At 74.4% G+C, this 22,781-nt stretch carries 19 protein-coding genes and 1 rRNA gene; 9 read left to right on the top strand and 11 right to left on the bottom strand.

Annotated elements, in window-relative coordinates; genetic code table 11:
- Positions 1 to 21: 21 nt before the first annotated feature.
- On the bottom strand, positions 22 to 531 hold the full coding sequence (locus ACZ5GH_RS14200) for a DUF6912 family protein (RefSeq protein ID WP_401118041.1): 510 nt from the start codon (positions 529 to 531) through the stop codon (positions 22 to 24).
- Between the two features lie 115 nt (positions 532 to 646).
- Positions 647 to 1,804 (bottom strand): patatin-like phospholipase family protein, encoded by a 1,158-nt coding sequence (locus tag ACZ5GH_RS14205; protein ID WP_464334433.1) that lies wholly within the window; start codon positions 1,802 to 1,804, stop codon positions 647 to 649.
- A gap of 335 nt (positions 1,805 to 2,139) precedes the next feature.
- Here ACZ5GH_RS14205 and ACZ5GH_RS14210 point away from each other — a divergent pair, with 335 nt between their 5' ends.
- The gene (locus ACZ5GH_RS14210; RefSeq protein WP_387756846.1) at positions 2,140 to 2,616 is read left to right on the top strand and encodes an Rv3235 family protein; all 477 of its coding nucleotides are present in this window, start codon (positions 2,140 to 2,142) and stop codon (positions 2,614 to 2,616) included.
- Positions 2,617 to 2,717: 101 nt separating this feature from the next.
- Here ACZ5GH_RS14210 and secA read toward each other — a convergent pair whose 3' ends face one another.
- Positions 2,718 to 5,480 (bottom strand): preprotein translocase subunit SecA, encoded by a 2,763-nt coding sequence (gene secA, locus ACZ5GH_RS14215; protein WP_387756845.1) that lies wholly within the window; start codon positions 5,478 to 5,480, stop codon positions 2,718 to 2,720.
- Between the two features lie 266 nt (positions 5,481 to 5,746).
- Here secA and ACZ5GH_RS14220 point away from each other — a divergent pair, with 266 nt between their 5' ends.
- The gene (locus ACZ5GH_RS14220) at positions 5,747 to 6,301 is read left to right on the top strand and encodes a GNAT family N-acetyltransferase (protein ID WP_387756844.1); all 555 of its coding nucleotides are present in this window, start codon (positions 5,747 to 5,749) and stop codon (positions 6,299 to 6,301) included.
- A 37-nt stretch (positions 6,302 to 6,338) separates the two neighbouring features.
- The gene (locus tag ACZ5GH_RS14225; RefSeq protein WP_387756843.1) at positions 6,339 to 7,550 is read left to right on the top strand and encodes a winged helix-turn-helix domain-containing protein; all 1,212 of its coding nucleotides are present in this window, start codon (positions 6,339 to 6,341) and stop codon (positions 7,548 to 7,550) included.
- A 24-nt stretch (positions 7,551 to 7,574) separates the two neighbouring features.
- Here the strand turns inward: ACZ5GH_RS14225 and ACZ5GH_RS14230 are convergent, their stop codons facing one another.
- Complete coding sequence (locus ACZ5GH_RS14230; RefSeq protein WP_387756842.1) at positions 7,575 to 8,327, bottom strand: response regulator; 753 nt, start codon at positions 8,325 to 8,327, stop codon at positions 7,575 to 7,577.
- A 202-nt stretch (positions 8,328 to 8,529) separates the two neighbouring features.
- The gene (hpf, locus tag ACZ5GH_RS14235) at positions 8,530 to 9,225 is read right to left on the bottom strand and encodes a ribosome hibernation-promoting factor, HPF/YfiA family (RefSeq protein ID WP_387756841.1); all 696 of its coding nucleotides are present in this window, start codon (positions 9,223 to 9,225) and stop codon (positions 8,530 to 8,532) included.
- A 369-nt stretch (positions 9,226 to 9,594) separates the two neighbouring features.
- Between hpf and ACZ5GH_RS14240 the strand changes: the two genes are divergently transcribed.
- Positions 9,595 to 10,350, top strand: a complete 756-nt coding sequence (locus ACZ5GH_RS14240) for a ComF family protein (RefSeq protein WP_464334434.1) — start codon at positions 9,595 to 9,597, stop codon at positions 10,348 to 10,350.
- Positions 10,351 to 10,395: 45 nt separating this feature from the next.
- Here ACZ5GH_RS14240 and ACZ5GH_RS14245 read toward each other — a convergent pair whose 3' ends face one another.
- Genes ACZ5GH_RS14245 through mtrA form a run of 3 tightly spaced genes read right to left on the bottom strand, consistent with a single transcriptional unit; the run spans position 10,396 to position 15,008 of the window.
- Positions 10,396 to 12,255 (bottom strand): LpqB family beta-propeller domain-containing protein, encoded by a 1,860-nt coding sequence (locus tag ACZ5GH_RS14245; RefSeq protein WP_387756839.1) that lies wholly within the window; start codon positions 12,253 to 12,255, stop codon positions 10,396 to 10,398.
- Positions 12,230 to 14,329: an MtrAB system histidine kinase MtrB gene (gene mtrB, locus ACZ5GH_RS14250; protein WP_387756838.1), complete on the bottom strand. Its 2,100-nt coding sequence runs from the start codon at positions 14,327 to 14,329 to the stop codon at positions 12,230 to 12,232. The genes ACZ5GH_RS14245 and mtrB overlap by 26 nt, the downstream gene beginning before the upstream one ends.
- Before the next feature lies 1 nt (position 14,330).
- Positions 14,331 to 15,008 carry an MtrAB system response regulator MtrA gene (mtrA, locus tag ACZ5GH_RS14255; protein WP_030247322.1) on the bottom strand — a complete coding sequence of 226 codons (678 nt, stop codon included), beginning with the start codon at positions 15,006 to 15,008 and terminating at the stop codon, positions 14,331 to 14,333.
- Between the two features lie 297 nt (positions 15,009 to 15,305).
- On the opposite strand from mtrA, the gene ACZ5GH_RS14260 reads away from it, so the two are divergent.
- The 5 genes from ACZ5GH_RS14260 to ACZ5GH_RS14280 all read left to right on the top strand — a co-directional run bounded on the left by ACZ5GH_RS14260 (position 15,306) and on the right by ACZ5GH_RS14280 (position 20,849).
- Positions 15,306 to 16,478 (top strand): hypothetical protein, encoded by a 1,173-nt coding sequence (locus ACZ5GH_RS14260; protein WP_387756837.1) that lies wholly within the window; start codon positions 15,306 to 15,308, stop codon positions 16,476 to 16,478.
- A 5-nt stretch (positions 16,479 to 16,483) separates the two neighbouring features.
- The gene (locus tag ACZ5GH_RS14265; RefSeq protein WP_464334435.1) at positions 16,484 to 17,185 is read left to right on the top strand and encodes a DUF4129 domain-containing protein; all 702 of its coding nucleotides are present in this window, start codon (positions 16,484 to 16,486) and stop codon (positions 17,183 to 17,185) included.
- Complete coding sequence (locus ACZ5GH_RS14270; RefSeq protein ID WP_464334436.1) at positions 17,182 to 18,420, top strand: DUF4350 domain-containing protein; 1,239 nt, start codon at positions 17,182 to 17,184, stop codon at positions 18,418 to 18,420. Before ACZ5GH_RS14265 ends, ACZ5GH_RS14270 begins: the two co-directional genes overlap by 4 nt.
- Positions 18,417 to 19,427 (top strand): AAA family ATPase, encoded by a 1,011-nt coding sequence (locus ACZ5GH_RS14275; protein WP_387756834.1) that lies wholly within the window; start codon positions 18,417 to 18,419, stop codon positions 19,425 to 19,427. Before ACZ5GH_RS14270 ends, ACZ5GH_RS14275 begins: the two co-directional genes overlap by 4 nt.
- A gap of 111 nt (positions 19,428 to 19,538) precedes the next feature.
- A complete protein-coding gene (locus ACZ5GH_RS14280; protein WP_387756833.1) occupies positions 19,539 to 20,849 on the top strand; it encodes a DUF58 domain-containing protein in 1,311 nt (436 codons plus the stop codon).
- 9 nt (positions 20,850 to 20,858) lie between these two features.
- On the opposite strand, the gene ACZ5GH_RS14285 is transcribed toward ACZ5GH_RS14280, so the two are convergent.
- From ACZ5GH_RS14285 to rrf, 3 genes are all read right to left on the bottom strand, one after another.
- Positions 20,859 to 22,016, bottom strand: coding sequence for an RNA polymerase sigma factor (locus ACZ5GH_RS14285; RefSeq protein ID WP_464336829.1), 1,158 nt, complete (start codon positions 22,014 to 22,016; stop codon positions 20,859 to 20,861).
- 8 nt (positions 22,017 to 22,024) lie between these two features.
- Entirely contained in the window at positions 22,025 to 22,432 is a 408-nt protein-coding gene (locus tag ACZ5GH_RS14290) for a YciI family protein (protein WP_401118074.1), read from the bottom strand.
- A 182-nt stretch (positions 22,433 to 22,614) separates the two neighbouring features.
- Positions 22,615 to 22,731, bottom strand: a 5S ribosomal RNA gene (gene rrf / locus ACZ5GH_RS14295).
- Positions 22,732 to 22,781: the final 50 nt, after the last annotated feature.

Raw genomic sequence — 22,781 nt, forward strand, 5'->3', positions numbered from 1 at the left:
GGAACTCACGCGGACCGGGGCTCAGGCCAGCAGGGCGGGGATCTCCTGGGTCGCGTACCAGAGCAGGTCGTGGTCCTCGGCGCCGTCCACGGTGAACTGGGCGTCCTGGTCGCCCGCGTCGGCCGCGGCGACCGCCGCCACCGCCGCCGCGACGTCCGTGACCACCTCGTCGTCGGCCACGTCGGCGTGCACCGCGGCCGCCTTGGCCAGCCGCACCGGGCCGGCCAGCACCACCCGGCCGAGCGAGGCCTGGTCCTGGTACTCGTCGCCGGGGAAGGGCCGCACCGAGGCGTCGGCCACGTCCAGCGCCACCACGACCCGGCGGCGCGGGGCGCCCGGGTCGGCGGCCAGCTGCCGCAGCGAGGCCTGCGCGGCCCGGTTCAGCGCCGCGTACTCCAGTTCCTCGAGGTCGTCGCTGACGTACCACTCGCGCAGCGCGGGGGTCACGGCGTACGCGGCGGACTGCTCCAGGGAGCCGCCCTCGTGCGCCGCCGCCAGGCCGGTCAGGGTGGTGGGCAGGTACACGCGCATCGGTGGCACTCTCCGGTTCGTCCAGCGGGGTTCGTCCAGCGGCACAGCTTCTCCAGCGCCCCAAGAATAAGCGCCGCCGGACCGGCCGTGATCACCTCCGTGCGGGGCCGGGCGCTCACCGCCCGGCGCCGAGCGCCTCCCGGCTGGTGCGCAGGGCGCTCTCCAGGACGGCGCCCCGGCGGGCCGGGTCCATCATGTTCGGGCCCATCACGGCGAGGTCCGCCGGGGTCGGCGCCAGCAGCCGCACCCGGACGCCCTCCGCCCGCAGCAGCGCGGCCTCGCGCAGCAGCTGCCGGGTGACGGCGCGGCGGTAGCGGCTCACCAGCTGGGCGAGGACGCCGCGCGGACGGTCCCGGGCACGCCACTCGCGCAGGGCGGCCAGGATGTCGCCGCCGTGCCGGAGCCGGCCCCCGCCCCCGGCCCGCCCCGGCCGGGGGTCCAGCCGCAGCGCCATCGGGGCGAGCACGTACACCTCGTCCAGCCCCCGGCCGAGCATCAGGTCGGCGTTGGTGGCGGACCAGCAGCCGCCGTCCACGTACGCCGAGCCGCCCAGCCGCACCGGGGCGAACCATCCGGGGATCGCGCAGGAGGCCATCACCGCGTCGGGCACCGGGACGGCCGGGGCGTCCGGGTCGCCGAACACCACCCGGCGGCCGCTGCGGTAGTCCACGGCCACCACCCGCAACGGCGATCCCCCGCCACCGGGCGGCCCACCGGGGCCGGACGTCGCGCCGAAACCTGACGCCGCGCCGGGACCTGACGCCGTGCCGGAGCCGGACGTCGCACCGGGGCCGAGCAGGCCGCGGACCAGCTCGCCGACCGGCGTCAGCGACCCGCGGCCGTGCGGCGCGATCGCCGAGACCATGGTCAGCAGCGGGTACGCGCGCGGGTGCCGGACGGCGTCGCGCAGCAGGCCGGGCGACCCGATGCCGGCCCGGGGGCGGGGCGGCAGCGCGCCGCCGACGGCGGTGTCGTAGTCGAAGGCCGCCCCGGCCAGCGGCCCCTCGGTGACCGGCAGGCCGCGCTGGTGGTCGCGCAGCTGGTCGGGGCGGACGCCGCCGGCCAGCATCGCGGCGAGGATCGCGCCGGCCGAGGTGCCGAGCAGCACGTCGGCCTCGCCCGGCGGCCGCCCGGTCACCTCCTCGACGGCGCACAGCGCGCCGACCGTCCAGGCCGCGCCGAGCATCCCGCCGCCGCCCAGCACCAGGCCGCGCCGGGGCGCACCCGCGGCGGGCGGGGCGCCGCCCGCGGCCCGCGCCGCCCGTGTGGTCATACCGGCCACCCCTCGTCGTGGGAGCCCCGCCGTCCGCTCCCGACCAGGCTCCCGATGGTGCGCGCCGGGCCGGTACGGCGCAATGCGGCGGGCGGGCGCCGCCACCCGGTCCGCCCAGCCCGAACGTCCCCTTTAGGACCGTACGGCCCGTCCCCACACGTCAACCGGACGCCTTCGCCCGACCCCTGGGGCCCGGCGCCGCACTGGCCGGTTCACCCGGATAGGTGAACTCGGCAGCCCGTCCGGACCACCCCGGAAACCCGTTGCCGCCCTGCGCGGGACGCCCCCAGCCTGGACCCGTCCGTACCCGCACCACCAGCTCGAGGAGCCCCGCCGTGACCGTCCGCTGCAGCGCCCACCCCACCGTCCGCCCGCACCGCCGTCCGCGCGCCGCCGGCGGCTGCGACCCGGCCGGGCGCCGCCCGCGCCACCCGCGCGCCGCCTGCACCGCCGCCCCCGGCGTCGGGCCCGGGGCCGGCTCCCGGCCCGACGCCGGGGCACTGGCCGGCCGGTTCGCCCGCCAGCTGGTCGAGGTGCTCACCGGTGCACGGCCCTCCGGCCAGCTGATGCGGCACACCAGTCTGGACGGCTACGGGCAGCTCGCCTCGCTGGTCCGGGCCGGCGCGCTGCGCCGCGGCGGCCCCGCCGACCGGCCCAGGCTCGGCCCGGTGCACGAACGCTCGCCCTCACCGGACGCGGTCGAGGCCTGCGTCCGGGTCGACCTCGGCCGACGGCACCACATGGTGGCCTTCCGGCTGGAGCAGCGCGGCCCGGCCGGGCAGTGGCAGTGCACCGCCGTGGAGGCCCGGTGAACTCCCTGCCGCGCCCCCGGCGGCACACCACGGCGCAGGGCGCCGCCCCGGTCCGGGAACGGCGCCCTGCGAGGCGTCCTGGCTGGTCTCCAGCGGCGGGCTCAGGCCTTGCGGCGGCGGCCCTTGGCCGACTTCGCGGCCTTGCGGCGCTCGGCGCGGGTCAGCCCGTCGCCCTCGTCCTCCGGCGCGAGGTCCTCGAAGTCGCCCTCGATGACACCGCCGCCGACCTCGTCCGAGGGGGCCGTGTAGTGCAGCCGCTGCGGCTTCGGGGCCTCCAGGCCCTTGGCCTTGATCTCCGGGCGGGCGGAGTCCTTCTCCAGCTTGTCGAGCACCACCTGGGCGTCCTCGACCGGGACCTCCTCGACCTGCTGCTCGACCTGGACCTCCAGGTTGAACAGGTAGCCGACGGACTCCTCCTTGATGCCCTCCATCATCGCGGTGAACATGTCGAAGCCCTCGCGCTGGTACTCGACCAGCGGGTCGCGCTGCGCCATGGCCCGCAGGCCGATGCCCTCCTGGAGGTAGTCCATCTCGTAGAGGTGCTCGCGCCAGCGGCGGTCCAGCACCGACAGCACGACCCGGCGCTCCAGCTCGCGCATGATCTCCGCGCCCAGCTGGTCCTCACGGGCGCCGTACTGCGCCTGGATGTCCTCCTGGATGACCTTGATCAGGAACTCGGGGGTCAGCCCGGCCTGGCCGCCGGCCTCCTCCTCCAGCTCCTCCAGGTCCAGGGTGATCGGGTAGAGCTGCTTGAGCGCCGTCCAGAGCTTCTCCAGGTCCCAGTCGTCCTCGAAGCCCTCGCCGGTGGCCGCCCGGACGTACGCCTCGACGGTGTCGTCCATGAAGTGGCCGACCTGCTCCTGGAGGTCCTCGCCCTCCAGCACCCGGCGGCGCTCGCCGTAGATGACCTCGCGCTGGCGGTTGAGCACCTCGTCGTACTTGAGGACGTTCTTGCGGATCTCGAAGTTCTGCTGCTCGACCTGGGTCTGCGCGGAGGCGATGGCGCGGGTGACCATCTTGGACTCGATCGGCACGTCCTCGGGCACGTTGGCCATCGAGAGCACGCGCTCGACCATGCCGGCCTTGAACAGGCGCATCAGGTCGTCGCCCAGCGACAGGTAGAAGCGGGACTCGCCCGGGTCGCCCTGACGGCCGGAGCGGCCGCGCAGCTGGTTGTCGATCCGGCGGGACTCGTGCCGCTCGGTGCCGAGGACGTAGAGGCCGCCGGCCTCCTTGACCTCGTCCTGCTCGGCCTTCACCGAGGCCTTGGCCTTCTCCAGCGCGGCCGGGAAGGCGGCCTCGTACTCCTCCGGGGTGTCCGTCGGGGTCAGCCCGCGCTGCGCCAGCTCGGCGGCGGCCAGGTGGTCGGCGTTGCCGCCCAGCATGATGTCGGTGCCGCGGCCGGCCATGTTGGTGGCGACGGTGACGGCGCCCTTGCGGCCGGCCTGCGCGACGATCTGCGCCTCGCGCTCGTGGTGCTTGGCGTTCAGCACCTCGTGCGGGATGCCGCGCTTGCGCAGCTCCTGCGACAGGTACTCGGACTTCTCGACCGACACGGTGCCGACCAGCACCGGCTGGCCCTTCTCGTGCTTCTCGGCGATGTCCTCGACCACGGCGGCGAACTTGGCCGGCTCCGACTTGTAGATCAGGTCGGGCTGGTCGATGCGCAGCGGCGTCTTGTTGGTCGGGATCGGCACCACGCCGAGCTTGTAGATCTGGTGGAACTCGGCGGCCTCGGTGGTGCCGGTACCGGTCATGCCCGCGAGCTTGTCGTACAGGCGGAAGAAGTTCTGCAGGGTGATGGTGGCCAGGGTCTGGTTCTCGTTCTGGACCTCCACCCCCTCCTTGGCCTCGATCGCCTGGTGCATGCCCTCGTTGTAGCGGCGGCCGGCCAGGATGCGGCCGGTGTGCTCGTCGACGATCATGACCTCGCCGTTCATCACGACGTAGTCCTTGTCCCGCTTGTACAGCTCCTTCGCCTTGATGGCGTTGTTCAGGAAGCCGACCAGCGGGGTGTTCACCGACTCGTAGAGGTTGTCGATGCCCAGGTAGTCCTCGACCCGGGTGACGCCCTCCTCCAGGATGCCGACGGTGCGCTTCTTCTCGTCGACCTCGTAGTCGCGGTCGATCTTCAGGCGCAGCACCAGCTTGGCGAAGTCGGCGTACCACTTGGTCGCCTGGTCGGCCGGGCCGGAGATGATCAGCGGGGTGCGGGCCTCGTCGATGAGGATCGAGTCGACCTCGTCGACGACCGCGAAGTAGTGGCCGCGCTGGACGAGTTCGTCCTGCGACCAGGCCATGTTGTCGCGCAGGTAGTCGAAGCCGAACTCGTTGTTGGTGCCGTACGTGATGTCCATCGCGTACTGGCGCTTGCGCTCGGCCGGCGTCATGTTGGCCAGGATCACGCCGACTTCGAGGCCGAGGAAGCGGTGCACCCGGCCCATCCACTCCGAGTCGCGCTCGGCGAGGTAGTCGTTGACGGTGATCAGGTGGACGCCCTTGCCGGTGAGCGCGTTCAGGTACGCCGGCAGGGTGCCGACGAGGGTCTTGCCCTCACCGGTGCGCATCTCCGCGACGTAGCCGTGGTGCAGCGCGGCGCCGCCCATCAGCTGGACGTCGTAGTGCCGCTGGCCGAGGACGCGCTTGGCGGCCTCGCGGACGGTGGCGAACGCCTCGGGGAGGATGTCGTCCAGGGTCTCGCCGTCGGCGAGCCGCTGCTTGTACTCGTCGGTCAGTGCGCGCAGCTCGGCGTCGGTGAGGTTGACGAAGTCCTCTTCGATGGAGTTGACCTGGGCAGCAATCCGCTGCAGCTTGCGAAGGATCTTGCCCTCGCCTGCGCGCAAGATCTTGTCGAAGACGGACACGTGAGCGGGCTCCTTGCCTGTATTGGCACTGGACGACTGCACGGGGGGTCCACCCCACCGCACGGGCCATCGTATGCGAGGAGTCCAACCCCCCGGGAGGTGCGTCAGCACGGTATTCCCGTGTCACCCGCGCGAGCACATGGCCCGATAGCACCGTCCACCGGGACAAAACGGTCGGCGGGCCCGAGAGTTGGCCGTCCGCGGAACCGGTGGACCGGCGGAATAATCGGGTGCCCGCTTTCCTCGTCCGGCGAAATAATCCGTTCATGGAAGAAACCCCCGAACCGGTCGTCCTCACCACCGAGCGGCTCGTGCTGCGCGCTCCGCGGGAATCCGACATCGACGCGGTCTTCGCCGCCTGCCAGGACCCGGAGATCCAGCGCTGGACGGTCGTCCCGTCCCCGTACCGGCGCGAGGACGCGGAGTTCTTCGTACGCGATCTCGCGATTGAGGGCTGGCGTACCGGGGCGAACCGGATCTGGTGCGTTTTCGAGCGCGATTCCGGCGCCCTGGTCGGCAGCCAGGGGCTCGTCCTGCGCGCCCACGACCCGGGCGCCGCCGAGATCGGCTGGTGGGCCGTGAAGGAGTTCCGCGGCCGCGGCTACACCACCGAGGCCGCCCGCGCCGTCTCCCACTACGGCCTGCGCGACCTCGGCCTGCGCCGCCTGGAGTGGCTGGCCTACGTCGGCAACGCGGGCTCCCGCGCGGTCGCCGAGAAGGCGGGCTACCGCTTCGAGGGCACCCTGCGCTCGTACGCGGAGCAGCGCGGCGTCTTCCACGACGCCTGGGTCGCCTCCCTGCTGCCCTCCGACCTGGGCTGAGTCCGCGCTGTCGGTGCCCCCGGCTACGCTCGCCGGCATGACCGCCGCTGCCGCCCGCCCCGCCCCCGTCGCCGTCCTCAGCGCGGACGACGCCCGCCGGATCGCCCTGCGCGCCCAGGGCCTGCTGGGTGCGCCGGACCGCCGGGGCGGGGTGCGCGGGGTGCTGCGGCACCTGGGCGCCGTCCAGCTGGACACCATCTCGGTGCTCGCCCGCTCGCACGAGCTGGTGCCGTACGCCCGCCTCGGCGCGGTCGGCCGCCCGGCCGTCGAGGCGGCGTACTGGGGCGGCGGCACGAGCTTCGAGTACTGGTCGCACGCGGCCTGCGTCCTGCCGGTCGAGGAGTGGCCGCTGTTCGCCTTCCGGCGCCGCCGCTACCGCGACCGCGGCCACCTCTGGGGCCACCAGGTCGCGCCCGAGACCTACCGCGCCGTGCTCGACAAGCTGCGCGCCGAGGGGCCGTTGACCTCCACCGAGCTGGGCGGCGCCAAGCGGACCGCCGAGTGGTGGGACTGGTCCGACACCAAGATCGCGGTCGAGCGGGCGCTGGCCTTCGGCGACGTGGTCTGCACCGAGCGCCGGAGCTGGAAGCGGGTCTACGCGCTGGCCGAACAGGCCGTCCCGGACGCCCTGTTCGGCCAGGACCTGCCGGACGAGGAGTGCGTGCGCACCCTGGTCGCCCAGGCCGGAGCCGCGCTCGGCGTGGCCACCCGGGCCGACCTGCTGGACTACCACCGGTTGCGCGCCGAGCAGTTGGACCCGGTGCTCGCCGACTGCGGGCTCGTCCCGGTCGAGGTGGCCGGCTGGGGCCCGGACGGCGCCCCGGCCCCCGCCTGGGCGGACCCGTCGGCCCTCGCCACCGCCCCGCGCGGGCGCCACCGCACCACGCTGCTCTCGCCGTTCGACTCGCTGATCTGGGACCGCGCCCGCACCGAGCGGATCTTCGGCATGACGCACCGGCTGGAGGCCTACACCCCCAAGCACAAGCGGGTGCACGGCTACTTCGCGATGCCGCTGCTGGCCGGCGGCCGGCTGGTCGGCCGGGTCGACCCGGCCCGCGAGGGCCGCACCCTGGTCGCCCGGCAGGTCTCGCTGGACGGCGGCCGGGCCGGCGGTGCCCGGCACGTGGAGGCCCTGGCGACGGCCCTGCGCGAGGCGGCCGCCTGGGTCGGCTGCGAGGAGGTGCGGGTCGGGACGCTGCACGACGAGCGGCTGCGCCCGGCCCTGGAGAAGCTGCTGGCCGGCCGCTAGCGGCCGGCCCAAGTCCCGTAAGACTCAGCCTATTTCGAGGATCTTCTCGCGCATCGCGTACACCACGGCCTCCATCCGGGAGTGCAGCTGGAGCTTCTCCAGGATGTTGCGCACGTGGTTCTTCACGGTGTTCTCGCTGATGAACAGCTCCTTGGCGATCTCCCGGTTGTTCATCCCGGTCGCCACCAGCTTGAGCACCTCCAGTTCCCGGTCGGTGAGCCGGGGCGCGGGCACCAGGTCCCGGTCGTCGGAGCGGCGCTGGATCATCGACTTGAACTCGGTGAGCAGCTTGGAGGCCATCGACGGGCTGATCTGGGACTGCCCGTCGGCGACCGCGCGGATCGCGGTGGCGACCTCGTCGGTGGAGATCTCCTTGAGCAGGTAGCCGGTGGCCCCCGCCTTGATCGCCTCGTAGAGGTCGGCCTCCTCGTCGCTTATCGTCAACATGATGATCTTGGTGCTGGGCGCCACGTCCTTGATCGCCGTACAGGCCTCGATCCCGCTGCGGCGCGGCATCCGGACATCCATGAGGATGATGTCGGGCAGCAGGTCGGCGGCCTTCAGCACGGCCTCTGCGCCGTCCCCCGCCTCGCCGACGACCTTGATGTCCGGCTCCTCCGCGAGGACGATCTCCAGCCCCCGGCGGAACAGCGCGTGGTCGTCCACCACCAACACGCGGATCGGCTCACCCCGGTGCGGCTCGTACGCGGGCTCGTCCTCCGCCCCCAACGGCAGCCCGGGCCCTGCCCCGGGCCCCAGCCCGAAGTGATCCCCCATCCGCTCCTCCCCCTTCGCGGGTCGTCGTACGCCAATCATTCCACGCTCCGACCCCGCCACGGTCACCCTCCGATGCCGATTCCCCCGCATCGGGTGACCCCTCGCCCGGGACGCGACGCGTTCGAACCGCCCTTCCCCCGAACGCCGGTGACCCCGGCGGCCACGGGCCGCCGGGGTCACCCCTCCATCGCTGCTCGGACGGTCAGTCCTCGTCGTCGGCCCCGCCGATCGCGCCGCCCGCCCCGCCGCCCGGCCCGGCCGCGAGGTCGGTCTGCAGGTGGATGACGCCGTAGTGGTAGCCGTGCCGGCGGTAGACCACGCTCGGCAGGCCGCTGTCCTTCTCCACGAAGAGGTAGAAGTCGTGGCCGACCAGCTCCATCTCGTAGAGCGCCTGGTCCAGCGCCATGGGGGCGGCCGGGTGCGTCTTCTCCCGGACCACCAGCGGGCCTTCGCCCTCCACTTCCAGGGAGCCCATCATGGTCTTGCGGACGGCGCCGTTCGTCTCGCCCTCGGGCGCCGTCGTGTCCGGCAGCGCGGCCAGGGCCGCGGTCGCCTCGGCGACGCTGATCGGGGTGCGGCCGTTCGCGCCGCCCTTGTGCACCCGACGCCGGTCCGCGGACTTGCGCAGCTGCGCGTCGAGCTTCGCCGAAGCCAGGTCGAGCGCCGCGTACGGGTCGCCGGCGGCGGCTTCGGCCCGGATCACGGGACCGCGGCTGCGGAGAGTGATCTCCACCCGATCGGACCGGTCGGCCTGCCGCGGGTTGTGCTCCTTGGACACCTCGACGTCGAGGCTGATGGCCTTGGCGTCGAACTTCTGGACCTTCTCCAGCTTCTCGGCCACGTGCTCGCGGAACCTCTTGGGCACCTCGGTCTTGCGGCCCTTGACGACGATGTCCACGCAGAACTCCGATCCCTCGTGCTGACGCCGATCCGGGTGCTACCGGACCGGACTGAGACCCAGCTGGACCAGCCCATCCACTGCCGGCCCCCCGCCCCCGCCGCCAGCGGCGGGAAACGACTGGCCCTCACCTCACTTCCTCCCCACCAGGGACGGTTGAAACCCCCTGGGCCTTATCGAACACCTCACACGGGTTTTTCGCCTCCTCAGGCGACAAGGAGGGTATGACCCGATACTGCGACCGGGCGGTCAAGCTGGTGCACCCTGTCTACCCTCCCGCGAGTGAAGTAAGGGTAAATACCTGGACAACGCCCCCCATACGGCGCATCCTTTGCTGACTCTCCGTGCCTGCCGCCGCCAGGAGCAGCCGTGCCGCCCTCCCTCTCCCCCGCTCCTCCGCCGTCCGCCCAAGGGCCGTTCGGCCACGCACTGGCCGGGCTGCTGGACGTCCTGCTGCCCGCCGACTGCGCGGGCTGCGGCAGCGAACGCACCCAGCTCTGCCCGGCCTGCCGGCACGTGCTGGCCACCGCCCGGCCGGCCCCCACCCCGCTGCCCTGGGCGCACGCCGCCGCGCCGTACACCGGTCCGGTCCGGCAGCTGCTGCTCGCCCACAAGGAGCGCGGCGCGCTGCGGCTGGCCGGGCCGCTCGGCGAGGCCCTCGGCCGGGCGGTGCGCTCCGCCCTGGGGGCGCGGGCCGGGGCGGCGCCGCTGCTGCTGGTCCCGATGCCCTCGGCACGCCCGGCCGTCCGCGCCCGCGGGCACGACCCGACGCTTCGGCTGGCCGGGGCGGCCGCCCGCTCGCTGCGCCGGGCCGGCCTGGACGTCCGGGCCGCGCCGCTGCTGCGGCACGCCCGGCCGGTGGCCGACCAGACCGGGCTGAACGCGGCCGAGCGGCGCCGCAACCTGCACGGCGCGCTCACCGTGCTGCCGCGCGCCCGCACCGGACGGGCGGGCCTCGCGGGTCTGGCGGGCCTGGCAGGCCTGGCGGGCCGTCACCCGGTGCTGGTGGACGACCTGGTGACCACCGGGGCCAGCCTCGCCGAGGCCGCCCGGGCACTGGCCGACGCCGGCCTGCCGGCCCGTGCCGGCGCCACGGTCGCGGCCACGGCGCACCCGGCCCGCTGAGCCCGGCGCGCGCGCCGACCCACCGGGCCGTCAACCGGCCGCCGGTCAGCCCGGGTAGAAGAACGAGCGCGGCTTGTCGATCAACTGGGCTTCCCGCCACTGGTTGTTGAGCAGCCGGTAGACCTTGGTGTCCGACACCGCGAGCACCGGCGGCGCCTGGGTCAGCACGTCCCCGCGGGACTCCGAGGCGGAGACGGTCCGCATGCTCTCGCCGATCCCCAGCCGGGTGTCCGAGCTCTGCGAGCCGTCGGTGCTGATGTAGTGCAGCTGCTGGGTCCGGTCGACCTCCTTGCCGAGCACCAGCAGCTGGTCGGTCTCCACCCAGGACACCGAGGCGACGTCGGTGATGGTGGGGGCCGCCCGGCGGATCCCGGTGATCTTCGCGGTCGGCGCCTCCTTGGTGCCGCCGTGCACCACCAGACCGAACACCAGCGAGCTGGTGGCCACGCCCGGGGTCTTGACCACCAGGGCGACCCGGGCGCCGTCCGAGGCGATCTTGAGCGACTCCACGGTCTGCCCGGTCAGCCCCTCGACCGGCACGGTGTACGACTTGTTGCCGCGCACCATCACCACCCGCGGGTTCTGCTTGCCGCGGTCCACCACCCAGAGGTCGCCGCGGCCGTCCCAGCTGGGCGAGGCGAAGCCGTCGTCCTTGTCGCCGCCCTTGGCCGGCGCGCTGAGCACCGGCTCGCCCATGCTCGCCGTGCTGTCCGACAGCGGCACCGAGAAGACCTGGCGGCCGTCCCCGCTGACCGCGGCGGCCCAGCCGCCGTCCCGGCTGACGGCGACGGTGCCCAGCGGCGGGGTGCCGTTCGGCTGCGGCTTGCCGAGGGGGCCGCGGACCGGGTCGCCGGTGCGCCCCTCGTCGATCTTCATCAGCACGCCGTTGTCGGCGCGCTGGTAGTACTGCTGGGTGGAGGCGCTCCCGGCCAGCGAACCTGGCCCGGTGGCCGGTCCGTCGTTCCGGCTGGCCGTGCAGGTGCCGTGCCGCCCCTTCAGCTCCAGGCGGTCGAGCCCCTTGCCCTGGTCGGCGAGGGTGTAGAAGAGCTGGGTCGCCATCCGCCGGCAGCCCGTCGGCTCGCCGGTGTCCGCCCCGCCGAGCCGCACGTGGGCGCCCCGGTTGTCGTCGATGCCGACCTCCTCGACCGTGGTGCCGGACGGGAACGCCGTGCCGACCACCGGCGAGAGCCAGGTGGACGGGCCCTGGACGAGCGCCCGGGCGGCCGAGGCGAGCGGGTCTATCCGGCGCCGCAGGTAGATCGGGTCGGCGACCAGCACCTCCTGGCCGGTGTTCCCGGCGACCGCCGAGGACGGGTCCGGCGCGGTGTAGAAGAACCGCTCGACCTGCCGGAAGCTGTTCCGGAAGTTGGTCTCGTTCATGATCACGCCGGGCGGCAGCTTGTCGATCCGCCACTCGCCGCCCTCCCGGACGAAGGTGAAGTCGGAGGAGACGTTGTTCTGCCCGGCCACCAGCAGGTACGAGTGCCGCTCGTCGACGGTGGCGACCAGCTGCCCGGTCACCGTCGCGGAGACCACGGTGTCCGTGTCGGTGACGTCCTGGCCGGCCGTGGTGGCGGTGGCGGTGAGCACCTGGGTCCCGGCGTCCGGGTTCCAGGTGGCGGCAGCGCTCTCGGTGAGGTACTTGCGCGCGGTGTCGTACCCCTCGTCGGCGGTCACCGCGTCCAGGAACCCGGTCAGCAGCTCGCGCGGCTTGGCGCCCCGGCCGGGCGCCATCGGGTAGACCCGGGCCTGCAGGTTCTTGTCGGCCGAGCCCTGGGACAGCTCCACCTTGGTGATGCCGCCGGAATCCGGCATGGCCGCGCAGCCGCTCGCCACCAGGGCGCCGAGCAGCCCGCCGACCGCCGCGAGGAGCCGCGGCTCAGTCCTGTTGCTCGTCCTTCGCACGCTGCGGCCCCTCCGCCGTCGTCCCACCCGTCACGTCCGGCTCCGCCGTCCGCTGTGCCACCGACGGCCGTCCCGGCGTCGGGTCCACCATGACCTGGGCGCCGGTGGTCCCGTACCCGGCGGCCGTCCACACGTCCGAGGGGTCCGCGCGCGGCCCCTCGGGCAGCCGGCGCCGGCCCAGCCCGGGGCCGATGTTCAGCACTCCGCCGAGCCCGCTGCCGAGGCCGTTGCCCACGGCCTCCGGCGTCTCCGCCTGGTCGTCGACGGCGGCCGTCGCCGTCGCGCCGGCCGGGCTGATCGCCCGCCGGTACGGCGTGCCCTGCGCGCCCAGGCCCCGGTTGTTCCGGGAGTCCTCCGGCTCCAGCCGGAACGGCGCCCGGGTGATCTCGCCGCCACGGGTGCGCGGCAGGGTCAGCCGGAAGTGCGAGCCGCCGCCGGGCTCGCCCCAGGCCTGGAGCCAGCCGCCGTGCAGATGGGCGTCCTCGACCGCGATGGACAGGCCGAGGCCGGTGCCGCCGGTGGTCCGCACCCGGGACGGGTCGGCCCGCCAGAAGCGGTGGAAGACCCGGGACGCCTCGCCCGGCTTGAGGCCGATGCCGTAGTCGCGCACGCCGACCGCGACGGCGCCGTCCGCGGAGCCCAGCCGGACCACCACGTCGCGGCCCTCGCCGTGCTCCAGCGCGTTGACCACCAGGTTGCGCAGGATGCGCTCGATCCGGCGGGAGTCCACCTCGGCGAGCACCGGCTCGCCGTCGCCGCGGATCAGCACGGTGCTGCCCTTGGCCTCGGCGAGCGGCTCGGCGGCCTCCACCACGCGGGCGACGATCTCGCGAAGGTCGACCGGCTCGGCGTCCAGGATCGCGGCGCCGGCGTCGAAGCGGCTGATCTCCAGCAGGTCGGCGAGCAGCGACTCGAAGCGGTCCAGCTGGCCCTGGAGCAGTTCCGCCGAGCGGGCCGCCATCGGGTCCAGGTCCTCGCGGCTGTCGTAGATGAGGTCGGCGGCCATCCGGACCGTGGTCAGCGGGGTGCGCAGCTCGTGCGAGACGTCCGAGACGAAGCGGCGCTGCACCCGGGACAGCTCCTCCAGCTGGCGGATCTGCGCCTGGAGGGCGTTGGCCATCCGGTTGAAGGACTCCCCGAGGCGGGCGATGTCGTCCGTCCCGGTGACCTTCATCCGCTCTTCCAGGTGCCCGTCGGCGAGCCGCTCGGAGATCCCGGCGGCCATCCGGACCGGGGTGACCACCTGGCGCACCACGACCCAGGCGATGCCGCCCATCAGGATCACCACGAACACGCCGGCGGTCGCCAGGGTGCCGGTGACCAGGTTGAGGGTGTCGGTCTCCTGCCCGAAGGAGAACACGTAGAACAGCTGGTAGCTCTTGTCGGCCGGGCCCATGAACTGCATGCCGAGGGCCAGCCCGGGCTCGGACTTCCCGCTGCTCTCGGGCGAGCGGTGGATCCGGGTCGGCTGGTCGAACATCTGGTTGGGCTCGGCGAGCAGCTTGGCCCGCAGGGAGTCGGGGATGCTGCTGGGCTGGATGTCGCCCGAGTAGCGCGGCGCGAAGCCGGCGGTGTCCGGGACGACGGCGCCGGTGCCGGGGGCCATCGCGATCACCGAGTAGACGGTCTGCCCGCTCCCGGCCAGGTCGTTGACCTGCCGCAGCAGCCAGGTGCCGGTCTCGTCGAGGGTCGGGTCCGCGGTGCCCCGCAGCTTCTGGTCCCGGGCCTCGTCGATCTTCTTCTGCTCGACCTGGAAGCCGATCCTGGCCTGCGCCCGGGCGGCGTCCATCTTGGTGTCGAGCAGGCCGTTGCGCACCTGGGCCACCACGACCACGCCGAGCACCAGGACGACGGCGATGGACGCCAGCAGCGACACCGCGACCACGCGCAGCTGGATCGACCGGCGGTACAGCGCGGCCGTCCGGTGCACGGGGCGGCGCAGCTGACGCTTCACCAGCGCGACCACGCCGGACGGGCGCCGGCGGCGGGTCGTCGAGCTGAGCACGTCGCCGCGCACGGCCCCGGCCCCGTCGGTCGCGGTACCCGACGGGGTGTCGTCTGCCCGGTCCGTCACGTCAGCTGGGTCCGGCCTTGTAGCCGACGCCGCGGACGGTCACCACGATCTCGGGGCGCTCCGGGTCCTTCTCGATCTTGGAACGCAGGCGCTGCACGTGGACGTTGACCAGGCGGGTGTCCGCCGCGTGGCGGTAGCCCCAGACCTGCTCCAGCAGCACCTCGCGGGTGAACACCTGCCAGGGCTTGCGGGCCAGCGCGACCAGCAGGTCGAACTCCAGCGGGGTCAGCGGGATGCCCCGCCCGTCCCGCTTCACGGAGTGGCCGGCCACGTCGATCACCAGGTCGCCGATGGTCAGCTGCTCGGGCGTGGGCTCCTCGGCACGGCGCAGCCGGGCACGCACCCGGGCCACCAGCTCCTTGGGCTTGAACGGCTTGGTGACGTAGTCGTCGGCACCCGACTCCAGGCCCACCACGACGTCGACCGTGTCGGTCTTCGCGGTCAGCATGACGATCGGGATGCCGGACTCCGCCCGGATCTGCCGGCACACGTCGATGCCGTCCCGGCCGGGCAGCATCAGGTCGAGCAGGACCAGGTCGGGCTTGGTCTCCCGGAACGCGGCTAGCGCCCTGTCCCCATCCGCGACGAAAAACGGCTCAAAACCCTCACCACGCAGCACGATGCCGAGCATCTCGGCCAGTGCGGAGTCGTCATCAACGACGAGGACGCGTCCCTTCATGCGTCCATCTTCTCATTACCGGATTGTGACCTGCCGCACAGCAGTGCCATTGCTCCAGAACGGCCAACTCCCCCACCGGTGCATTCCGGCCATACCGGGCGAATACCCCCGCCGGGGACACCTCCGGACTCCCTCCCGCCCCACCGCGGACCACCACCCGCCCCGCTGCGGACGCCCGTTGCCGATCAGCAACCGGATCGCGCTGGGGCCGGTTTCCGGCCCATGGCACGATGGGCGCTGCGCGCGGGCGGAAGATCCGTTCGCAGTCGCGCCCGTGACGCCCTCCGAGGAGCAGTGATGACCGACACCCCGGGCTGGGCCTCGCCCAGCTCGTCCGAGCCGCCCCGCGACGACGCCCGGCCCCCGGCCGACGCGACCGCCGCCGCGCCCGGGCCGTCGGCACCACCGCAGGCCGCCCCCGGCTGGACCGGCCCGGCCGGCGCCCCCCGCGGCGGACAGCAGTGGGGACAGCCCTCCGGCGGGCACCGCCCGTACGGCTGGGGCGCCCCCGCGAGCCCCAAGCCCGGCGTCATCCCGCTGCGGCCGCTGAACACCGGTGAACTGCTGGACGGTGCCGTCACCACCGTCCGCCGGAACTGGCGCACCGTGCTCGCCCTCTCGCTCGGTCTCGCCGTGCTCTCCCAGGCCGGCACCGTCCTGGTCGACCTGACGGTCAAGGGCAGGACCGGCGAGGCCACCCAGGTCCTGCGGCTGCTGGCCGGCCTGCCGCTGGACCTGCTGCTCAACGTGTTCGCCACCGCCCTGCTCACCATCGTGGTCAGCCGCGCCGTCCTCGGCCGGTCGGCGACCGCCGGGGAGGCCTGGCGCGACGCCCGCCCCCGGCTGCTGCAGCTGCTCGGGCTGACCCTGATCACCGCCCTGATGGGCCCCGGGGTGGTGCTGCTCGGCTTCGTCCCGCTGCTCGGCTACGAGGCCGGCGGCGCGGGCTCACCCGCGATCAAGGGCCTGCTGGCGCTGGTCGCCCTGCTGATCGTGCCGGTCGCCGTCTGGCTGTGGATCCGCTTCAGCCTCGCCGCCCCCGCCCTGATGCTGGAGAAGCAGGGCGTGCTGACGGCGCTGTCGCGCGCGCGGCGCCTGGCCCGCGGCGCCTGGTGGCGGATCCTCGGCATCACCCTGCTGGGCCACGTGCTGGCGCTCGTCGTCGCGCTGGTCATCGCCGTCCCGGCCCAGTTCATCGGCCTGGCGCTGGGCTTCGAGAGCCTCGACAGCCAGGGCCTGCCCGACTCCGCCGACCGGGGCGTCGCCATGCTGCTCCTGCTGGCGGTCGCCGGGATCATCGCCGGCACCTTCACCACCCCGTTCATCGCCGCCGTCGGCGTGCTGGTCTACATCGACCAGCGGATCCGCCGCGAGGCCCTGGACATCGAGCTCGCCCGCGCGGCCGGCCTGCCCGAACACGGCGGCACCGGCCCGGCCGGGCCGGGCGACCCGACCGCGGCGAGGCGCTGAGCCGGATGTCTGACTGGGGGGACAGGCTCCTCGCCGCGGGCGGAGCACCGGTCACCGTGCCACGTGACCCGGCACGCGAGGCCGCCCGCGACGAGCTGCTCGACGCGGAGTACCACAAGCACGACCCGTCCGTGCTGCAGCGGATCACGGACTGGTTCTACGACCGCATCGCCGGCGCGCTCGACAGCATCTCGGGCGACGGCACCACCGGTACCACCGGGCTGGTCCTCTTCGTCATCGTCGCGGTGCTGATCGGCGCCGCGCTCTGGTGGCGCCTCGGCGCGCCCCGCCGCGCCGCCCGCACCGTCCAGGACGTGTACGGCACCGAGGGCCCGCGCAGCGCCGACCAGTACCGGGCGGACGCCGCCGGGCACGCCGCCGCCGGACGCTGGACCGAGGCCGTCCGCGAGCAGATGCGCGCCCTGGTGCGCAGCCTGGAGGAGCGCACCCTGCTCGACACCCGCCCCGGCCGCACCGCCGACGAGGCCGCCGCCGAGGCCGGCCGGGCCCTGCCCGAGCACGCCGCCGCCCTGGCCGCGGCCGCCCGGACCTTCGACGACATCGCGTACGGCGAGCGCACCGCCGACCAGGACGCCTACCGGCTGCTGCACGAACTCGACCGGACGCTGGAGCGCACCCGCCCGGTCCTCGCGCCCGACGCCGCCGAAGCCCCCGTCCCGGCCCCGACCCCGGGAGGAGCGGCATGACCGGTACCGTCCCCGCCCCCGCGACCCCGCCCGACGCCGGGGCACCCGCGACCGCGCCCGCCGTCCCGACCAGCCTCGCCCCCACCACGCGCGGCCTGTGGCGCCGGGCCCGCTGGTACCTGGCCGTCCTCGCCGCCCTGCTGATCGGCGCCGCCGCCGTCTCCGCGCTCGGCCAGGACCGCCGCTACCCGGCGCTCGACCCGCGCTCGTACGACCGCGACGGCACCCACGCCGTCGTCGCCCTGCTCGAACGCCAGGGCCTGAAGACCGGGTTCAGCACCGATCCGGCCGCCGCCCCGGACGGCCCGGACACCCTCGTGCTGCCCGAACCCGACCTGCTCAGCCCCGACCAGCTGCGCGCCGTCGCCGCCGCCCGGCACCGCCGGCTGGTGCTGGTCGCCCCCGGCCCGGCCGCGCTCACCGCGCTCGCCCCCGGCATCCGGCTGTCCGACGACGCGGGCGGGCTGCCGTACGCCGCCGTCCGCTCCACCACGGCGGAGTGCTCGCTCACCGAGGCCGTCCGGGCCGGCAGCGCCCAGCAGGGCGGCATGCTCTACACCAGCGGCAGCCGCGGCCAGGGCTGCTACCCGCGCGGCCACGGCTACCCGCTGGTCAGCCTCCCGGTCGGCGACGGCGGCCGCGACGTCATCGTGCTCGGCAGCGGCACCTTCCTGCACAACGGCGAGCTGGCCAAGGATGGCAACGCCTCCCTGGCGCTCGGCCTGCTCGGCTCGCAGCCCCGCCTCAGCTGGCACCTGCCCGACTACTCCGTCCCCGCCCCCGAGGGCGCCCGCACCAAGACCTTCGGCGACTACCTGCCGAGCGGCTGGCACTGGGCCGGCTACCAGCTCGCCGTCGCCGCCGTGCTCGCCGCCCTCTGGCGCGGACGCCGGCTCGGCCCGGTGGTCAGCGAGAACCTGCCGGTGGTGGTCCGCGCCGCCGAGACCACCGAGGGCCGCGCCCGGCTCTACCGGCGGGCCAGGGCCCGCGGCCGCGCCGCCGAGGCGCTGCGCGGCGCCACCGCCCACCGCCTCGCCCCCGCCCTGGGCGTCCCGCTCCAGGCCGGCGCCCCCGACCCCGACGCGCTCTGCGTCGCCGTGGCCGGCCGACTGCCCGAACGGCCCGCCGGGGACGTCCGGGCCCTGCTGTACGGCCCGCCCCCCACCGACGACGCCGCACTGCTGCGGCTCGCCGACGACCTCGACGCCCTCGAAAGGCAGGTACGGAACCCGTGACCGACCAGGCAACCGCCCAGCTCCGCCCCGTCCCCGGCACGGCACCCGCTACCCCCGCCACCGACCCGCGCACCGCGCTCACCGCCCTGCGCGCCGAGATCGGCAAGGCCGTGGTCGGCCAGGACGCCGCCGTCACCGGCCTGGTCGTCGCCCTGCTCTGCGGCGGCCACGTGCTGCTGGAGGGCGTCCCCGGCGTCGCCAAGACCCTGCTGGTGCGCACCCTCTCCACCGCCCTGAGCCTGGAGACCAAGCGCATCCAGTTCACCCCCGACCTGATGCCCGGCGACGTCACCGGCTCGCTCGTCTACGACGCCCGCACCGCCGAGTTCTCCTTCCAGCCCGGCCCGGTCTTCACCAACCTGCTGCTCGCCGACGAGATCAACCGCACCCCGCCGAAGACCCAGGCGGCCCTGCTGGAGGCCATGGAGGAGCACCAGGTCACCGTGGACGGCGAGCCGCGCGCGCTGCCCGTCCCGTTCCTGGTCGCCGCGACCCAGAACCCGGTCGAGTACGAGGGCACCTACCCGCTGCCCGAGGCCCAGCTGGACCGCTTCCTGCTCAAGCTGATCCTGCCGCTGCCCGACCGCGACCAGGAGTTCCAGGTGCTCTCCCGGCACGCCGCCGGCTTCGACCCGCGCGACCTCGGCGCGGCCGGCGTCCGCCCGGTCGCCGGGCCCGAGCACCTCGCCGCCGCCCGCGAGCAGATCGCCCGGCTGACCGTCGCCCCCGAGGTCCTCGCCTACATCGTCGACCTCTGCCGGGCCACCCGGCAGTCCCCGTCGCTGTCGATCGGCGTCTCCCCGCGCGGCGCCACCGCCCTGCTGGCCGCCTCCCGGGCCTGGGCCTGGCTGGCCGGCCGCGACTACGTCACCCCGGACGACGTCAAGGCGCTGGCCCTGCCCACCCTGCGGCACCGGGTCGCGCTGCGCGCCGAGGCGGAGATGGAGGGCGTCACCGCCGACTCCGTCATCCAGGCCGTCCTGGCCCAGACGCCCGCCCCCCGCTGACCCGGCCCACCGCACCGTCACCCGCACCGCACCGCCCCCGTTCGGCCCTCCGGCCCACGGGCTTCCGACCCACCGGTCTCCGACTCACGGGCTTCCGAAGGAGCGCACCGCATGGCCCTCACCGGGCGAACCGCCCTGCTCGCCGCACTCGGCGCGCTCGTCGTGGGCCTGCTGCTGCCGTCCCGGACCGGGATCGGCCTGGTCACCGGTGCGGTGCTGGTCGCCGTCGCGGTCGACCTGGTGCTCGCCGCCCCGGTCCGCGGCCTGCGGTTCGCGCGCGGCGGCGACACCACGGTCCGGCTCGGCGAACCCGCCACGGTCGAGCTGACCGTCACCAACCCGTCCGCCCGACCGCTCCGGGGCCTGGTCCGCGACGCCTGGGCCCCGTCCGCCTGGCGCCCCGGCACCGCCGAGACCGCCTCCCGCCACACCCTGGCCCTCCCCGGCGGCGAACGGCGCCGGATCACCACCGTGCTCACCCCCACCCGCCGCGGCGACCACCACGCCCACCGGGTGACGGTCCGCTCCCTCGGCCCGCTCGGCCTGGCCGGCCGCCAGGGCTCCCACCTCGTCCCCTGGACGGTCCGCGCGCTGCCCCCGTTCGCCAGCCGCAAGCACCTGCCCTCCCGGCTCGCCCGGCTGCGCGAACTCGACGGCCGCACCTCGGTCCTGACCCGCGGCCAGGGAACCGAGTTCGACTCCCTGCGCGAGTACCTGCCCGGCGACGACGTCCGCTCCATCGACTGGCGCGCCAGCGCCCGCCGGAACACCGTCGCCGTCCGCACCTGGCGCCCCGAACGCGACCGGCACATTCTCGTCGTCCTCGACACCGGCCGCACCTCGGCCGGCCGGGTCGGCGACGCGCCCCGCCTGGACGCCGCCCTCGACGCCGCACTGCTGCTCACCGCCCTCGCCACCCGGGCCGGCGACCGGGTCGACCTGCTCGCCCACGACTCCCGCAAGCGGGTCGCGGTGGCCGGCAGCTCGGCCCACGAGGTGCTGCCCGCCTTCACCCACGCGATGGCGGGCCTGGAACCCGCGCTGCACGAGACCGACATGCGCTCGCTGGTCGCCACGGCCCTCAAGATGGCGCCGCAGCGCTCGCTGATCGTGCTGCTCACCGGCCTCGACGCGGCCCCGGTCGAGGACGGCCTGCGCCCGCTGCTGCCGATGCTCACCAAGCGCCACGAGGTCGTCCTCGCCTCGGTCGCCGACCCCCGGCTGGACGTCCTCGCCACCGGGCGGGGCACCGTGGAGGCGGTCTACGGCGCGGCGGCCGCCGAGCAGACCCGGGCCGACCGCCGGGCCACCGCCGAGCGCCTCACCCGCCACGGCGTCACCGTCCTGGACGCCCCGCCGACCCGGATCGCCCCCGCCCTGGCCGACACCTACCTGGCGCTGAAGGCGGCCGGCCGGCTCTGAGCCGAGGCGTCACGTCGGCCGACGGCGCTTCAGCAACGTGTTGAGCCGGGCGGCCTGACGGGTCAGATGCTCGCGCTCGGCGAGGTTCGGCGCGCGGTGCGCCGCCTGCGCGTACAGCCGGGCCGCCGCCGCCAGGTCCCCGTCACGCTCGTGGAGGTAGGCCGCCACCGCCGCGTACCTGGGCAGGGTGTCGTCCAGCTCCGCGAGCGCCGCCAGCCCGGCGCGCGGACCGTCGGCCTCGCCGACCGCCACCGCCCGGTTCAGCCGCACCACCGGGCTCCCGGTCAGCCGGACGAGCTCGTCGTACCACTCGACGATCTGCGTCCAGTCCGTCTCCCCGGCGGTGGGCGCGTCGGCGTGCAGCGCCGCCACGGCCGCCTGCGCCTGGAACTCCCCCAGCCGGTCCCGGGCCAGGGCCGCCTGGAGGATCCCGATGCCCTCGGCGATCATCGCGGTGTCCCACCGACCGCGGTCCTGCTCGGCCAGCGGCACCAGCGCGCCGTCCGGCCCGGTCCGGCCGGCCCGCCGGGCGTGGTGCAGCAGCATCAGGGCCAGCAGCCCCGCCACCTCGGGATGGTCGATCACCGCCGCGAGCTGCCGGGTCAGCCGGACGGCCTCCGCCGCCAGGTCGACGTCACCGGAGTAGCCCTCGTTGAAGACCAGGTAGAGCACCCGGAGCACGGTGGCGACGTCCCCCGGCTGATCGAACCGGACGGCCGAGACGGTGCGCTTGGCCCGGCTGATCCGCTGCGCCATGGTCGCCTCGGGCACCAGGTAGGCCCGGGCGATCTGGCGGGTGGTCAGCCCGCCCACCGCGCGCAGGGTCAGCGCGACCGCCGACGAGGGCGTCAACGACGGGTGGGCGCACAGGAAGTAGAGCTGGAGCGTGTCGTCCACGGCGGCCGCGGGCCCCGGCTCCGGCTCCTGGTCGGCCGCGTCCTCACGGCGCCGGCGGGCGGCGTCCGACCGGGTCGCGTCCAGGAACTTGCGCCAGGCCACGGTGATCAGCCAGCCCTTGGGATCGCGCGGCTGGTCGGCCGGCCAGACCCGGATCGCCTCGACCAGCGCCTCCTGAACGGCGTCCTCGGCCGCCGCGAAGTCTGCTCCGCGGCGGACGAGGACGCCGATGACGCTCGGCGTGAGGCTCCTCAGCAGGGCCTCGTTCATCGGCGAGGTCACTCCGTGACGGTCGGCGGCATCGCCAGGAACGGCCGCAGCTCCAGCCACTCGTGGATCGGCTTCCCCCCGGCGCCGGGGGCCGCCGACAGTTCCCCGGCCAGCTCGACGGCGCGCTCGTAGCTGTCGACGTCGATCACCATCCAGCCGGCGATCAGGTCCTTGGTCTCGGCGAACGGACCGTCGGTGACCGGCGGACGCCCCTCACCGTCGTACCGGACCCAGGTCCCCTCCGGCGCGAGCGCCTGGCCGTCGACGAACTCGCCGGTCTTCTCCAGCCGGGCCGCGAACTCCTGCATATACGCGATGTGCGCCGTGACCTCCTCCGGCGTCCACTGGTCCATCGGCACGCAGTTGACCGCTTCCGGGGCGCCCCGGTAGTGCTTCAGCAGCAGGTACTTGGCCATCGTCTTCTCCTCGGAGCCTGGTGCGACCCATTGTGGCCGCGTCCACCCCGGGGACGACGCCGGTCACGGGTTCTCGACACGACTGACCAAGATTTTTTCTGGCGACCCTCCCGGACCGCACCGGCCCGGAAACGCGAAGAACCCCCACCCGGATCCCGGATGGGGGTTCTTCAGCAATGATTGTTCGGCGGCGTCCTACTCTCCCACAGGGTCCCCCCTGCAGTACCATCGGCGCTGTAAGGCTTAGCTTCCGGGTTCGGAATGTAACCGGGCGTTTCCCTCACGCTATGACCACCGAAACACTATGAAACTGTCAACCGCACACCCGTGGACACGGGCGGGTCGTTGT

The organism is Kitasatospora sp. Xyl93 (genome assembly GCF_055383135.1).

Bases quoted from the DNA above. Each gene is read 5' to 3' on its own strand.
- ACZ5GH_RS14200 (WP_401118041.1), bottom strand. From the start codon at position 531: ATGCGCGTGTACCTGCCCACCACCCTGACCGGCCTGGCGGCGGCGCAC.
- ACZ5GH_RS14205 (WP_464334433.1), bottom strand. From the start codon at position 1,804: ATGACCACACGGGCGGCGCGGGCCGCGGGCGGCGCCCCGCCCGCCGCG.
- ACZ5GH_RS14220 (WP_387756844.1), top strand. From the start codon at position 5,747: ATGGAAGAAACCCCCGAACCGGTCGTCCTCACCACCGAGCGGCTCGTG.
- ACZ5GH_RS14225 (WP_387756843.1), top strand. From the start codon at position 6,339: ATGACCGCCGCTGCCGCCCGCCCCGCCCCCGTCGCCGTCCTCAGCGCG.
- ACZ5GH_RS14230 (WP_387756842.1), bottom strand. From the start codon at position 8,327: ATGGGGGATCACTTCGGGCTGGGGCCCGGGGCAGGGCCCGGGCTGCCG.
- mtrA (WP_030247322.1), bottom strand. From the start codon at position 15,008: ATGAAGGGACGCGTCCTCGTCGTTGATGACGACTCCGCACTGGCCGAG.
- ACZ5GH_RS14260 (WP_387756837.1), top strand. From the start codon at position 15,306: ATGACCGACACCCCGGGCTGGGCCTCGCCCAGCTCGTCCGAGCCGCCC.
- ACZ5GH_RS14265 (WP_464334435.1), top strand. From the start codon at position 16,484: ATGTCTGACTGGGGGGACAGGCTCCTCGCCGCGGGCGGAGCACCGGTC.
- ACZ5GH_RS14270 (WP_464334436.1), top strand. From the start codon at position 17,182: ATGACCGGTACCGTCCCCGCCCCCGCGACCCCGCCCGACGCCGGGGCA.
- ACZ5GH_RS14280 (WP_387756833.1), top strand. From the start codon at position 19,539: ATGGCCCTCACCGGGCGAACCGCCCTGCTCGCCGCACTCGGCGCGCTC.
- ACZ5GH_RS14285 (WP_464336829.1), bottom strand. From the start codon at position 22,016: ATGAACGAGGCCCTGCTGAGGAGCCTCACGCCGAGCGTCATCGGCGTC.
- ACZ5GH_RS14290 (WP_401118074.1), bottom strand. From the start codon at position 22,432: ATGGCCAAGTACCTGCTGCTGAAGCACTACCGGGGCGCCCCGGAAGCG.